The following is a 12,814-nucleotide window of genomic DNA, read 5'->3' on the forward strand; positions in this document are numbered from 1 at the left end:
TTCCGATCACGCGAACGCCGCGGAGACGGGCTGCTCGCCTCCGGGGGTGAACGCGGGCAGTGATCGCAAGGTCGCCCAGCCGCCGCACACCCGCAGCTGGGCTCCGTCCACCATCGCGGATGCCGGGCTGACCAGGTAAGCCACCGCCGCGGCGATGTCTTCCGGATCGCACAGCCGGCCGGACGGGATCCGCCGCAGTGACGCGGTCACGAACGCTGGATCGGCGGTGTCGGTCATCGGGGTGCGGACAATGCCCGGCAGCACGGAGTTGACCCGGATCCGGTGGCGCGCCAGCGTGACCGCCAGGTGCGTGCTCAGCTGCGCGACCGCGGCCTTGCCCGAGCCGTAGCTGTACAACCCCGGCACCGGCGCGGTCTGCGCGCTCGTGGACGAGACCGCGACGATGTTGCCGCGGTGACCGGAGGAAACCCACCGCTGCGCGAGCCTTTCCACGGCGTCGGCGAAGGACAGGACGTTGATCCGGTAGGCCTCTTCGCGGTGCCGCCGCGCCTCGGGCTGGTCGTCCCGCGGCAGGACGCCGGCCGCGTGCACGAAGTCGTGCACCGCGCCGGCCTGGCGCAGGGCTTCGTCGACCAGGTCGTCGGCGGCGCCGGCGCGGGACAGGTCGGCGCGGACCGTCCAGGCCCGCCGCCCCAGGTGCTCCCGGATCGCCGCCGCCACCTCGTCCAGCTCGGGGAGCCGCCGTGCCGCGAGCACGACGTCGGCGCCCCGCCTGGCCAGTTCGAGAGCGGCTTCCGCACCGATCCCGCTGCTGCCTCCGGTCACCAGCACCGTCCGCCCGTCCAGGGACCACGGTCGCGCCGGCGGTACCGTGCTTCCGTCCACTTTGGCTGTACCGGTGGCACTGACCGGCACGATCCCGGTCTCGAGTCCACCGTCGAGCGGCAGCACCTCCCCGACCATCGCGTTCAGGCCACGGCTGAGCAGCAGTGTCAGGGCCGCCTGCAGGTCAGCCTCGGTCACCGGGCGGCGGACCACCTGGTGCGCGTGGAGCACCGCCTCCGCCGGCTGGGGCAACGAGTGGCCGAGAAAGGGCGCGTAGCCGATGCGGATGGCGTTCATCCGCACGCCGTGCGGCGCCACCCGGGAGGCGAGTTGCTGCCACCAGTGCAGATCCGCGCTCTGCCGCGCCGAGCGCTCGACGTGAGCCGAACCAGCCGGCCACGGTAGGGCGTCGGTGACGAGCACCATCCGGCCACCACCGGACCGGGCCATCCGGGTCGCAGCTTCCAGGACGACCGAACGACGCAGGCAACCACCGCTGCCGTGCACGCCGAACGCCGCGTTCTCCACCTGGACCGCACAGAACGCCGCCGCGCCCGTGCCGGCGGTGACGGTCCGGAACCCGGCTCGCTTCAGCATCGCGTTGACCGCGCCGAGCGCAGCGGTCTTGCGCGGCGCATCGATTTCGATCGTCGCCGAACAGGGCCGCAGCGACACCGTCCGGGACGGTGCCGTGCTGGTACTCGTCATGGGACACCTCCGCAGTAGCGCATATCGCGAAACTACGGCCGTCCCGGCCCGCGGTCATCGCCCCGCGAGTACCCCTTGAGAACCGCGGGCCGTGACGGGAAGTACCGCCGTGTCAGGCTTTTCCGGCTTCCTGAACCGGCACCTGCTCGTGCCGGAGGATCCAGGACGCTTCTCCTCGCCGCCGGAAGTCGGTGCCGAACCAGCCCGGGTTGTACGCGCTGCCACCGCCGTCTACCAGCAAGGCGGCGCCGTTGACGTAACCACTGTCGTCGGACACGAGGTAGGCGACCGCACCGGCGATGTCCTCTGGCTTGCCGAGCCTGCCCAGGGGCGACTCGGCCTCGTTGTAGCTGCGTGCCCCGGTCGCCAGCAGACCACCGGTCATCGCCGTCTCCGTAACGCCCGGCATCACCGCGTTGACGCGGATGTCGAACTGCCCCAGTTCGTAAGCCATGATCTTCACCATCATGTTCAGCGCGGCTTTGGCCGAGCAGTAGGCGGTGAACAGGGCTACCGGTTCGACGGCCCCGGACGACGAGGTCACCACGATCGCTCCCCCGTTGCCCAGCTCGGCCATCCGGCGCGCCGCGGCCTGACAGATGAGGAACGTCCCGGTCACGTTGATTTCGAACGTGCGGCGCCAGGTCTTCTCCGGGATCTCCAGGAACGCGCCGAAGCGTCCCCAGCCGGCGTTGGCCACGCAGATGTCGAGCCGGTCGTGCCGCTGCAGCCGCTCGAACAACACCGCTACCTGGTCGGGGTCGGTTTGATCGCAGGGCACCGCCTCGGCCAGACCGCCGGCGTTCTGGATGTCCTTGGCTACCGCTTCGGCTCCCTCGCCGTCGATGTCGGCGATGACGACAGTCGCGCCGTCCCGGCTCAGACGCCGCGCGGTCGCCTGCCCGATGCCGGAGGCGCCACCGGTCACCAGCGCGACCCGCCCATGAAGCCGCGCAGCGTCAGTGTTTCCCATGCTCGTTGGTTCCCTTCCCGTCGCCATGACTAGTTCCGCACCCAGCCGCCGTCGACGAACAGCACCTGGCCCGTGACGTACCGCGCCTCGTCCGACGCCAGCCAGACCGCGGCGCCCGCGACCTCGTCCGGCTGCCCGGTCCGGCTCAACGGCAGGGTCGCCACTGTCTTCTCCCCGATCCGGCCGAGATCGGCCGCGTGCCCGGTGTCGGTGTCGATGAACCCCGGCGCGATCGCGTTGGCCCGGATCCCTTCCCGGCCCAGTTCGACGGCCAGCGACCGAGTCATCGTGAGCAGGCCCCCCTTGGAGGCGTCGTAGGCGATCTGGCGGAAGAACCCGATCACCGCGACCGAGCAGATGTTGACGATCGCGCCGTGCCCGGACGCGGCGAGGTGATCGACCGCGGCCTGGCTGAGCACGAACGGCGCCTTGAGGTTGACGTCCATCACCCGGTCCCAGTGCTGTTCGGTCTGCTCCCGCAGCGGCAGGCGGTGGATGGTGCCCGCGTTGTTGACCAGGACCGCCAGGCCGCCGAGCTGGTCGGCGGCAGTGGCGACCAGCTCGCGGGCGAAGGAGGTGTCGGCGATGTCGCCGGCCAGCGCCACCCCGTCACCACCCCCGGCCTGAATGCGCTCGACAGTCGCCTTGGCGGCCTCGGCATCCAGATCGTTTACCGCGACCCGGGCGCCGCCCGCGGCGAGGCGTTCGGCGATCGCCGCGCCGATCCCACGTCCGGCCCCGGTCACGAGCGCGGCACGTCCTGCGAGGTTCATGAACCACTCCACTTCCTTGTGTATGAACGTTCATTTTTATGACTGCAGGCCTGTCCGGTCAAGACGCGGCACCCGGCCGGCCTAGCTCGGATCGAGGTCGAGCAGGCGCGCACCGTTGTCGTGCAACCACGCGCACTTGGTGCGCTCGTCGAGCGCAAGCGCGGACACTTCAGCGGCCAGTGCACCGGTGGTCATGCCGTGCACCCATTCGATCCCCCCGAAGAGGATCTTGCTCCGGACAGTGGAAGCACCGTGCAGGAGCAACGGCTCCCACCCGGATCCGGGCCGGGTCATGTGACGCGGCCGGTGTGTGGAGAACTCCAGGTAGACGTTGCGGTGCCGCTGGCACAGCGTCATCATCTCCAGGACCCAGGGCCAGCCGCCGTGCCCGGCGATCACCACCAGGTCGGGGTGCCGCCGCGCGATCTCGTCCACCTCCCGCCAGGTACACCAGTTCATCGGCACTCGGGTCGACAGGTTGTGCCCGGTGTGCACCCACAGCGGCACACCCAGCTCACTCACCGTCCGGTAGAACTCGTGCGCGCCCTCCGACAACGGCTCGGCGACGTCCAGGAAGTGGGTCACCGACACCCCGCGCATACCGAGTTCAAGCACGCAGCGCCGCACCTCCGCGATCGCCGCGCCGGGATCGGCGAGGTTCACACTCGCCCACGCCTGCAGGCGTTCGGGATGACGCGCGGCGAACTCCGCGATCCGGTCGCTCACCATCCCGCCGCCCGGCAGCGGCCGCATGCTCGAGTGGATGACCTGGTGCCGCACCCCTTCCCGCGCCAGCCGGGCGACGTAGGCGTCGAGGTCTAGATCAAACGCGGGGCTCGCCAGGAGCAGGTCGAGCGCGGCGTCTGGATCCTTGCTCGCCGCCGCGAAGTCCCGCGGGTCGAGTCCCGCGGTGACCGCGAGCCGCTGGCCGAACAAATGGAAGTAGTCCGGCGCGTACTCGGCGAACCCGCCGAGGTAGGCACGCCAGCAGTCGCGGTCGAGCACCATGCCCGACATGTCGACGATCGGGTGCGGGTGGACGGTCATGCATCACCTCTCCGGTTCGCGAAGAGGCCGGGACCGGTCTCAGCGAACCTTGCTGATCGAACGGAGGACGAGATCGGCGTAGAAGGCCGCGAACGCGGTGTCCGACACCGGGCCGTCCGGACTGAACCAGCCGGCCACCCGGAAGGACATGTCGAGCGCGGCAGTGGCGGCCATCCGCACCGGGTCGCCATTGGGCACCTTGGGCAGTTCGAAGGCGCCTGCCGCGGCACCTTCGCGGATGACATCGGAGACCCTGGCCCGGATACCGAGCCGAAGCCGGCGCACTTCGTCACGGTGTTCCTCGTCGAGCGCGCGCCACTCGTCGCCCACCACGGCTTCCTTGCGGTAGCGCGTGTGGTGCAGCACGAAGGCCTCGATCAAGCCGTGCAGGCGCTCGGGCGCGGGCGCGTCGGCGCGGACCGCGTCGAGCATGCGGTCGAGCGCGGCGTGCCCGTCCATGATGATCGAGTACAGCAGCTCTTCCTTGGAGCCGAAGTGGTTGTAGAGCGCGCCGGGGGTGAGGCCGCAGGCCTCCGTGATGTCCCGCACGGACGTCGCGTGAAACCCCTTGTTGTAGAACAGGCGCGTGCCCGCCTCCTGTAGCCGGACCCGCGGGTGCTGCCCGTTCCTGCTCCGCGACCTGACCGGCGTCCCCATCGCTTCCCACCGACTTCCGTGCATATGGGCCGTACGCCCGGTGGCAGGGGCCAGTTGGGCCCCGCCACCGGGATGTATGATCGTTCATACATCGACCGCGTCGCCAACCTTACCGGAACCCGCGGACACGACGACCTGTGACCTGGCACACGCGGATCAGCACCACAACTCCGCGCTGTCATCGGTGTAGCCGAGCGAGCGGTACACGGCGTCGACCAGGCTCTGCCCCCTCTCGTTGAGCAGGGTGCCAGGCCCCATGTTGTTCATGGTGTAGCCGAAGGACATGCGGTCGGCAGGCGAGGCGAAGCCGATGCTGCCGCCGAAACCGGGGTGGCCGAAGGCGTCCTGGGACAGGATGACGCTGTCGCGCAAGCCGTAGGGACGGTGCCGGTTGTCGATCGACCGGAAGAAGCCTGCCGAGAACCGGCTGCCGATCAGCAACGTCTCGTCGTGCCCCGCCGACATGGTCGTCGTCATCCGCGTCAGCGCGCGCCGGTCCACCAGTTCCACCCCCGCGAGGCCGCCGCCGCACGCCAGCGGCGCGTACATGCCGGCGAGGCCACGGGCGTTGCTGATCCCGCCCGCGGCCCCGATCTCGGCAGCGTGCGCCTCGCGGGAGTCGAACCCGGTCGGCCCGGGCAGCATGTACCCGCCGGAGTTGGCGAAGATCTGACCGGGAATGGATTCCGGCTTGGTGGCCGCCATGGTCATGAAGAGCGACGGCTCGTCGCCCTCCCGCGGCTCCGGGAAGATCATCGGCGCGAGCCGCGGTTCGACCTCCTCCGGGCACCCGATCCAGAAGTCGAGGCCCAGCGGCTCGGCGACCTCCTGCTGGAAGAACTCGCCGAGCGACCTGCCGGACACGCGCCGGACCAGTTCGCCGACCAGCCAGCCGAAGGTCAGGGCGTGGTAACCGTGCCTGCTTCCGGGCTCCCACGCGGGCTTCTCCACCTCGAGAGCGGCGATCATCCGGTCCCAGTCGAAGAAGGCGCAGTCAGGCAACGGCGTGCTGATCACCGGAAGTCCACTTTGGTGGGTCAAGAGCATTCCGACCGTGATGTCCTCCTTGCCCGACTGGCCGAATTCGGGCCAGTAGCGGGCGACCGGCGCGGCCAGGTCCAGCTGCCCGCGGGACGCGAGCACGTGTGCGCACAGCGCGGTCGCCCCCTTGGTGCAGGAGAAGATCACACTCGCGGTGTCCTGCTCCCACGGGCGGCCGGTCTCCCGATCGGCGACGCCACCCCACAGGTCCACCACCGGTTCGCCGTCGATCATCACGCAGACCGAGGCGCCCACCTCCCCGCGGTCGGCGAAGTTTCGCTCGAACTCCTCGCGAACGCGCGAGAACCCTTCCGCACAGCTACCACCGATCATCGGACTTCCTTTCCTCGGACGCACTCCGTCGTGCGCCCCGTGTTCATCCCCCAACCGACTGCTGGAGGGACGCCAGCAGCGCCGGAAGCGCCGCCGGAAGCTGCTCACCCGCGATGCGTGCCGTCTGTTGCCAGCCGTCCAGCAGGCGCGGCAACAGATCGGGCACCTGCCGCGCCAGTTGCGCGGTGCCGGCCGGAAGAGCGGTCAGCGCCGCGAAACCGGTGCGCGGAACGTCCATCAGGGACCGGATGGTGCCGGCCGCGGCCAGCTTTCCGCCGCACCCGAAGATCGTGCAGCCCTTCGGAGCGTTCGGGCCCAGCTGCGCCACCGCGAGGTTGTCGGGCACGCTGACGAACAGGCTCGGGTCGACCGCACCCGGCTTCGGTGCGACGTAGGGCGGCGGAGCCGGCTGCCGGGGAGTGACGACGGACTGCGTCAGGAGGCGGAAGAACTCGTACTCGACGCGGGTGGTCTGGCCCGGCGCGACGGCAGTGAGCGGATCGCCCGCGTCGAGCCGGCTCGGTGGCCAGTTGAGCGTCCCGCTCGAGCGGGTCACCACCATGTCCAGCCCGGGGATCACGAAGACGTGCTGGCCGAAGAACCCGTAGGAGAAGTACATGTCGGCGGGAGCACTGGCGATCATCGGCGCCGGGTTGCGTGTGGACGCGAACGCGGACGGGGTGATCCAGTACGGGCCGGCGTTGAGCCAGGTGAGGTAGCCGTAGCCGGGGTTGGTCGGGCTCGGCGTGCGCAGTTCGCGGAGGTAGCTCTCGGAGATCAGCCGCTTTCCGTGGAAGGTGCCGTTGTTGGCCAGCAGCTGACCGATCCGCCCGAAGTCGTGTCCGGGCAGGAACAGGTTGGACCAGCCGTCGGTGTTGCCTGCGCGGTCCCGCAGCCAGAACCAGTGGGCGCGGGGGATGCCGACCGGGCCGAAGAGCTCGCGCTGCGCGAAGTCCTGGAGGTCCTCACCGACCGCGCGCTGCACCACGTAGGCCACCACGGACGGCCCGGTCTGCGAGTACCGGTAGAAGGTTCCGGGCTGGTGGTCGAACGGCAGGGACAGGAACTCGCGGACGCGGTCGGGCATCGCGAGGTTCAGCTCGCGTGTCCAGTTCGCCCTGATGCCGCTGGTCTGGGTCAGCAACTGGCGGACGGTGACGGCCCGGTGGGCTTCGTCCCCAAGGCCCGGCGGAAGGTACTTCCCGATCGGATCGTCGACGGAGAGGAGGCCGAGGGTGGCGGCCCGGCCGGCGAGCAGGGCGGTGATCGTCTTGGTCTGGCTCCAGTTGTTGCCCGGTACGTCACCGAGCAGCGGGTCGAAGATCCCCGTCCCCACAAGGCAGTTGTGCCGGTAGACCTGCACCGTCTCGGACCCGTTGACCGAGAGGAGGTTCAGCGCGTGTCCAAGGGTGACGGGATCGAGACCGACCTGCTCGGGGCGCGCGGTCTCGTACCGGTCGCCGGCGTCCGCGCACCTGGTTCCGCTCGCGGCAGTGGCGCGCTCCGGAGCGACCGCCGCGAAGGCGGTCGCGACCAGCGCCGCGGTCAGCACACCGGCGAGCACGGCCCACCGGCGCGAGAGTGACAGCTTCATCGATGCCTCTCCGGTTCCTGACAGGGTCGGTCTGGCCGGGTACTCAACCCGACCAGACCGGCCGTTGTCAACGATCGTTCATATACGGCTGTTCAGGTGAGGGCCTGCGTACGAAGTGGGGCTCGCAAAGTACGCCCACGTGGCGCGGCTGGCCTCAGCTGTATGAACGTTCATAATGGAACCGGCGGACAGGGGCAATGCCGCCCGCTCGAACAGGTGACGGGTCTCGTCCGCCTCAGATCGGATTCACCCAGCCGGGTGACGCACGCCCCAAGCCCGCAACACGGCCTCGGTGTCCGCCCCTGGCTTTCGCGGTGCCTCTGGGAGGTCCGGTGCGCTGCGGGAGAACCTCGGCGCCGGCGCGGCCTGGCGGACCCCGCCCAGCTCGACGATCGTGCCGCGCCCGGCGAGCTGCGGTTCTTCGACCGCCTCCGCGAAGTCGAGCACCGGTGTGACACACGCGTCGACGCCGGCGAACCGCTCGGCCCACTCGTCACGGCTCCGCGTCTCGAAGGCCTGCTGGAAGACTTGCCGCAGACGCGGCCACCCGGAGCGGTCGAGCTGCTCCGGCAGATCGGCGTCGCCCAGTCCGAGCCCGTCGACGAGCTGGGCGTAGAACTGCGGCTCGATCGCACCCACCGCGACGTACCGGCCGTCGCGGCACCGGTAGGTGTCGTAGAAGGGGGCACCGCTGTCGACCAGGTTCGACGCCGGCTCGTCCCGCCACTGGCCGACGCCGCGCAGTGCCCACACCCCCTGCGCCAGCGACGTGACGCCATCGACGATCGCCGCGTCGACCACCTGCCCGCTGCCCGAGCGCCCGCGTTCCCACAACGCCGACAGGACGCCCAGGACGAGGTACAGCGATCCACCACCGAAGTCCCCGACCAGGTTCAGAGGCGGCGTCGGACGCGCGCCGGCCGTGCCGATGGCGTTCAACACGCCCGTCACGGCGAGGTAGTTGATGTCGTGCCCGGCCCGGTCGGCCCGTGGCCCGTCCTGCCCCCAGCCGGTCATGCGGCCGTAGACCAGGCCAGGATTGCGGTCCAGGCACTCCTTCGGGCCGACGCCCAACCGCTCGGCGACCCCCGGCCGGAAGCCTTCGATCAGCACATCGGCCTTCTCGGCGAGCGCGAGCACGAGGTCGCGTCCCTCCGCTTGCTTCAGGTCGGCCGAGATCGAGCGCCGCCCCCGCAGCAGCCAGTCAGCGGCGCCCTCGGGCACCACACGCAGACCACCCCTGGGCCGCTCGACACGGACCACCTCCGCCCCCAGATCGGCCAGGAGCATGGCCGCGTGGGGCCCCGGGCCGATCCCTCCCAGCTCCAGAACGCGCAACCCGCACAACGGTCCCGCCACGGCTGTCCTCCTCCTCGGTCCGGCCGGCGGGAGTGCACCTCAGGCGAGCCGGAGCAGCAGCGACGTCGTGTCGCCGCCACCGGAAAGGCCCACCGTCATCGCCGTCCGCCGGCCATTGTCGGCAATCCGCTCGGAACTACCAGCCAGAGCGCGCGCGGGCAAGCGGGGATAGGGGTTCACCAGGTTCGCGGTGGGGGCGCCCCGCCACGCCGGGCCGGTGGCCGTAACACGCTTCCTGCGAGGACAGCGTGAGCGCCGCGTCGTCGGCACGAGTTGCCGCCACCGTTGCGGGACGAGAACCCGATGAACTCGACGCTGGTGTCCACCCCGCCGCCGGTTGCCGGATGGACGTCAGCACGGAGGCGGCCGCACCTTCCGCCGGCGCGTTGCCCGTCTGCACCGCGTCGTGCGGCCGGACGTCCGCCGGATCGTCCGAAATGGATGAAGCGCGGTGGCCGGACCGGCCGGCGTAACCCGTCGCGGACAGGTAGAGCGGCTCCAGGATCGTGTCCGCACCCACGACGACCGCGTACTCGACCTCGCCCCGCGCGACCATGCTCGCGGCGAGCTCGAACCCCCGCAACGAGGTGCTGCACCCGCCCGTCAGCGTCAGGGTGGGGATGTCCAGCCCGAGGTTGGTGCACAACCCGGAAGCGATGCTGCCCGGCGCCACCTTGGACCAGTAATCGAAGGTGACGCCCGCCGGACCGGCATCGGCGAACCGGTCGAGCAGCACAGCCGTCTCCTGCAGGGCGAACTGGAACGACGTCACGATCAGCACCGCGTCCCGGCGGCTGATCTCGGCGGCCGTCAGCTCGGCGTGGTCGAGTGCGTTGGCCACCGCGGTGTGCGCCAGCCTGCTCGCCCGCGGCAGTCTCGAGACCAGGCGATCGGGTAGGTCCAGGGTCTCCGCCCCGGTGCCCGGCACCTGACCGGCGACCCGGATGGGTGTCCCCGCCAGCTCGAACGGCGTGATGGCGCAGGATCCGGCCATCACCGAATCGGCGAACTCCTTGTAGTCGTGGCACGGGCGGCCCGCACCGGGCAACGCGAAACCGGCTCCCCGTACCGTGACGGGTTTCCAGGCGCCTTGGGTCGGGAACATCACGGCTCCAGTTCGTGAGTGCGCTCGGGTCAGGGCAGGCCGCCGTCGATGGAGTACGACTGGCCGGTGATCGATCGGGCGTGATCGCTGAGCAGGAAGGCCGTAATCTCGGCCACCTAGAGGCTTTCGCCGCGCACCATCTCGGTGTCGGTGAAGCCCGGGCAGACGGCGTTGACCCGCACGTGTGCGGATCCCACCTCCAGCGCCAGCGACCGGACCAGGCCGTTGAGGCCCCACTTGGAGGCCGAGTACGCGGTGTTCGCGGGAACTCCGCGCTTACCGGCCGCGCTCGAGACGAGGACGATCGATCCGCGCCGGCGGTGCATCATCCCCGGCACCACCGCCCGGCAGAACCGGAAGGACCCGTTGAGGTTGGTGTCGATCGTGCGCAGCCAGGACTCCTCGTCCTCGTCGCACAGGTACTTCTGCCCCACCCCGGTACCCGCCGCGTTGACCGCGAAGGTGATCGGCCCGTACCGCTGCTCCACCTCGGCGACCGCGGACTGCACCGAATCCAGGTCCCGCACGTCACCGGCGCAGGCCGTCGCCTCACCACCGGCTGCGACGATCTTCTTCTCCGCCGTGCGCAGGCGTTCCAGGTTCCGGCCGAACAGCCCGACAGACGCGCCGCCTGCCGCCAGGACCTCGGCGACCGCCAGCCCGATTCCGCTGCCACCACCGGTGACGAGCGCGACCTGCCCTTCGAAGCGCTCGCCTTGGCGATCGCGTCCCGGTCGGCGAACAGGTCTTCCCGGCTGCGGCCGCCGTAGCCGGCACCGAATGGAGGATCAACGGGCGGAGTGACCCTCTGCCGACCGGTCCGCCCAGGCAGACCAGCGCACCACCGCTCAATGGCGGACATCCCGGTTGGCCAGTGTTGTCCGATGACGCGCTCTCCTCGAGCGAACCCGCGATCGCGGCCGCACTCGGCCGATGTCACGCTCCCGGCAGCCGAGGAGAGTGACGTCAAACTCCTGACCACCGTCGGCAACCCCGAGATCCCCGACCGGGCGATCTGGCACACGCTGCTCACCGCGACCGCACACCGGGCGGCGACGGTCGACGAGGCCCGGCAATGGCGGAGGGGCTGCCTTGGTCCGCCATGGCGTCACCCTCGCAGACGGCCCGGTCCGCGTGCTGTGAGAGGCCGTCATCAGCGCTGCCGCCGGCCTGCCCGTAGAGGGCGGGCCGGTTGGTCTTGCGGCGCTGGTTGCCCAGTCCATAGGTGGCGGTGTTGCCGAGGCCATCGGCCATTCTCGTCGGAACCCGTTCCACGCAGATGTCGATCTCGAGGAGCCAGCTACCCGCGATTGGGCGATACGGATCGGCTGTCCGATCCAGCGTCGATTGGCCAGCATGCCTGGCATGGCGAACTCGCCCACGCGCGCCAAGCCGGCCCTCGACGACCGCCGATGCAATTTGCGTATCGCCAATTGCAAGTTCACTCGAATGGCCGATTCCCGGGCGTGCTACAGGGTCCACCATTGAACCATTCGGCGCGGTGTAGCGCACTGGGGTGACGACGCTTTGGAGCACCGGACAGCCGTCGATCTTCAGTCTGCCCGCCATGTGCACTTCTGGGACAACGATCTGGGTCGGAGATTTGACACATGACTGGTCATCGCCTCGCGATGAAATCGGCTACGCGCGCGGTTGCAAAAACCCTTGGAACTCAAAAAACCGTTGGTACTCAAAGTTCGCCGGTAGCAGGTGTTCAGCCTCGTCGCAGACTTCTGATAGCGAGCGAGTCGTCACTGTTGAGGCAGGCGTTGAGAGAACTGTTAGACGGAGCCACCGATCTCCACCTCATCGGCGAAACTGACCTCAGCTACGAGCAGCTGAGCGCAGCATTGAATGATTCCAGCCCCGACGTCGTCGTCATCCACTTGCACACGTACTCGCACAACAACCGACTCGATGAACGGATTCTACCACTTCTTGGCTCGACCTCGTCAATTTTGTTAACCTCAGGTCCGGCCGAACTCGTCGATCTTCCCGCTGCAGCCCGGTCCGGCGCCGTAGGGTTCGTGGATGACAGATTGGGCACGAGCGAGCTGCTGAGCGCAATCGCAGCGGTACTTTCGGGTCATGCGTGGGTATCTCCGGCCCTCGCCAAGTCTCTACTTGAACACTTTCGATCAAACACCGCAGACTTGACACAAGAGAGGCCGGGTGCGGCCGTCCTGAGTGGGCGAGAACTGGACGTCGTCCGACTGATCGGGCAAGGGCGATCGAATATCGAGATCGCCGGCGAGCTGACCCTCGCGGAATCGACAATCAAGACTCACGTGTCGAGAATGCTGCGAAAACTCGGACTCCGCGACCGCACCCAGCTTGCGCGGTACGCGTACGAGCACAACATCCTGTAGGGCAGCTCCGGCGCACCGCAGCTGCCTGAATCTCACAAGGTCCGCGTACCTCTGGGCCCGACTAATCCT

13 protein-coding genes are annotated in these 12,814 nt (G+C 69.4%); 1 reads left to right on the forward strand and 12 read right to left on the reverse strand.

Going from position 1 to position 12,814, the window contains the following annotated elements; translation table 11 throughout:
- Positions 1 to 6: 6 nt before the first annotated feature.
- The 12 genes from ACCP09_RS06405 to ACCP09_RS06460 all read right to left on the reverse strand — a co-directional run bounded on the left by ACCP09_RS06405 (position 7) and on the right by ACCP09_RS06460 (position 11,945).
- Positions 7 to 1,494 carry an SDR family NAD(P)-dependent oxidoreductase gene (locus tag ACCP09_RS06405; RefSeq protein ID WP_433743906.1) on the reverse strand — a complete coding sequence of 496 codons (1,488 nt, stop codon included), beginning with the start codon at positions 1,492 to 1,494 and terminating at the stop codon, positions 7 to 9.
- 112 nt (positions 1,495 to 1,606) lie between these two features.
- Positions 1,607 to 2,467 carry an SDR family NAD(P)-dependent oxidoreductase gene (locus ACCP09_RS06410; protein WP_433743909.1) on the reverse strand — a complete coding sequence of 287 codons (861 nt, stop codon included), beginning with the start codon at positions 2,465 to 2,467 and terminating at the stop codon, positions 1,607 to 1,609.
- Positions 2,468 to 2,496: 29 nt separating this feature from the next.
- Entirely contained in the window at positions 2,497 to 3,240 is a 744-nt protein-coding gene (locus tag ACCP09_RS06415; protein WP_027935227.1) for an SDR family NAD(P)-dependent oxidoreductase, read from the reverse strand.
- A gap of 81 nt (positions 3,241 to 3,321) precedes the next feature.
- Positions 3,322 to 4,287 (reverse strand): amidohydrolase family protein, encoded by a 966-nt coding sequence (locus tag ACCP09_RS06420; RefSeq protein WP_027935226.1) that lies wholly within the window; start codon positions 4,285 to 4,287, stop codon positions 3,322 to 3,324.
- Between the two features lie 39 nt (positions 4,288 to 4,326).
- Positions 4,327 to 4,944, reverse strand: a complete 618-nt coding sequence (locus ACCP09_RS06425; RefSeq protein WP_167499114.1) for a TetR/AcrR family transcriptional regulator — start codon at positions 4,942 to 4,944, stop codon at positions 4,327 to 4,329.
- 156 nt (positions 4,945 to 5,100) lie between these two features.
- Complete coding sequence (locus ACCP09_RS06430; protein WP_433743914.1) at positions 5,101 to 6,318, reverse strand: serine hydrolase domain-containing protein; 1,218 nt, start codon at positions 6,316 to 6,318, stop codon at positions 5,101 to 5,103.
- A 43-nt stretch (positions 6,319 to 6,361) separates the two neighbouring features.
- On the reverse strand, positions 6,362 to 7,912 hold the full coding sequence (locus ACCP09_RS06435; RefSeq protein WP_433743917.1) for a serine hydrolase domain-containing protein: 1,551 nt from the start codon (positions 7,910 to 7,912) through the stop codon (positions 6,362 to 6,364).
- Between the two features lie 246 nt (positions 7,913 to 8,158).
- Positions 8,159 to 9,271, reverse strand: coding sequence for a CaiB/BaiF CoA transferase family protein (locus tag ACCP09_RS06440; protein ID WP_433743920.1), 1,113 nt, complete (start codon positions 9,269 to 9,271; stop codon positions 8,159 to 8,161).
- A gap of 136 nt (positions 9,272 to 9,407) precedes the next feature.
- On the reverse strand, positions 9,408 to 10,376 hold the full coding sequence (locus tag ACCP09_RS06445) for a beta-ketoacyl synthase N-terminal-like domain-containing protein (RefSeq protein WP_433743923.1): 969 nt from the start codon (positions 10,374 to 10,376) through the stop codon (positions 9,408 to 9,410).
- A gap of 29 nt (positions 10,377 to 10,405) precedes the next feature.
- Positions 10,406 to 10,492, reverse strand: coding sequence for a hypothetical protein (locus tag ACCP09_RS06450; protein ID WP_433744143.1), 87 nt, complete (start codon positions 10,490 to 10,492; stop codon positions 10,406 to 10,408).
- Complete coding sequence (locus tag ACCP09_RS06455) at positions 10,493 to 11,158, reverse strand: SDR family NAD(P)-dependent oxidoreductase (RefSeq protein ID WP_433744146.1); 666 nt, start codon at positions 11,156 to 11,158, stop codon at positions 10,493 to 10,495.
- Between the two features lie 247 nt (positions 11,159 to 11,405).
- Complete coding sequence (locus ACCP09_RS06460; RefSeq protein WP_433743926.1) at positions 11,406 to 11,945, reverse strand: hypothetical protein; 540 nt, start codon at positions 11,943 to 11,945, stop codon at positions 11,406 to 11,408.
- Positions 11,946 to 11,986: 41 nt separating this feature from the next.
- Here ACCP09_RS06460 and ACCP09_RS06465 point away from each other — a divergent pair, with 41 nt between their 5' ends.
- The gene (locus tag ACCP09_RS06465) at positions 11,987 to 12,745 is read left to right on the forward strand and encodes a LuxR C-terminal-related transcriptional regulator (RefSeq protein WP_433743928.1); all 759 of its coding nucleotides are present in this window, start codon (positions 11,987 to 11,989) and stop codon (positions 12,743 to 12,745) included.
- The last annotated feature ends 69 nt before the right edge of the window (positions 12,746 to 12,814 follow it).

This window comes from Amycolatopsis sp. 3B14, assembly GCF_050958625.1.
In the GTDB taxonomy this organism is placed as follows: domain Bacteria; phylum Actinomycetota; class Actinomycetes; order Mycobacteriales; family Pseudonocardiaceae; genus Amycolatopsis_E; species Amycolatopsis_E thermoflava.

Coding starts and splice junctions, on each gene's coding strand:
- ACCP09_RS06405 (WP_433743906.1), bottom strand. CDS start 1,494: ATGACGAGTACCAGCACGGCACCGTCCCGGACGGTGTCGCTGCGGCCC.
- ACCP09_RS06410 (WP_433743909.1), bottom strand. CDS start 2,467: ATGGGAAACACTGACGCTGCGCGGCTTCATGGGCGGGTCGCGCTGGTG.
- ACCP09_RS06415 (WP_027935227.1), bottom strand. CDS start 3,240: ATGAACCTCGCAGGACGTGCCGCGCTCGTGACCGGGGCCGGACGTGGG.
- ACCP09_RS06420 (WP_027935226.1), bottom strand. CDS start 4,287: ATGACCGTCCACCCGCACCCGATCGTCGACATGTCGGGCATGGTGCTC.
- ACCP09_RS06425 (WP_167499114.1), bottom strand. CDS start 4,944: ATGGGGACGCCGGTCAGGTCGCGGAGCAGGAACGGGCAGCACCCGCGG.
- ACCP09_RS06430 (WP_433743914.1), bottom strand. CDS start 6,318: ATGATCGGTGGTAGCTGTGCGGAAGGGTTCTCGCGCGTTCGCGAGGAG.
- ACCP09_RS06435 (WP_433743917.1), bottom strand. CDS start 7,912: ATGAAGCTGTCACTCTCGCGCCGGTGGGCCGTGCTCGCCGGTGTGCTG.
- ACCP09_RS06445 (WP_433743923.1), bottom strand. CDS start 10,376: ATGTTCCCGACCCAAGGCGCCTGGAAACCCGTCACGGTACGGGGAGCC.
- ACCP09_RS06460 (WP_433743926.1), bottom strand. CDS start 11,945: ATGGCGGGCAGACTGAAGATCGACGGCTGTCCGGTGCTCCAAAGCGTC.
- ACCP09_RS06465 (WP_433743928.1), top strand. CDS start 11,987: ATGACTGGTCATCGCCTCGCGATGAAATCGGCTACGCGCGCGGTTGCA.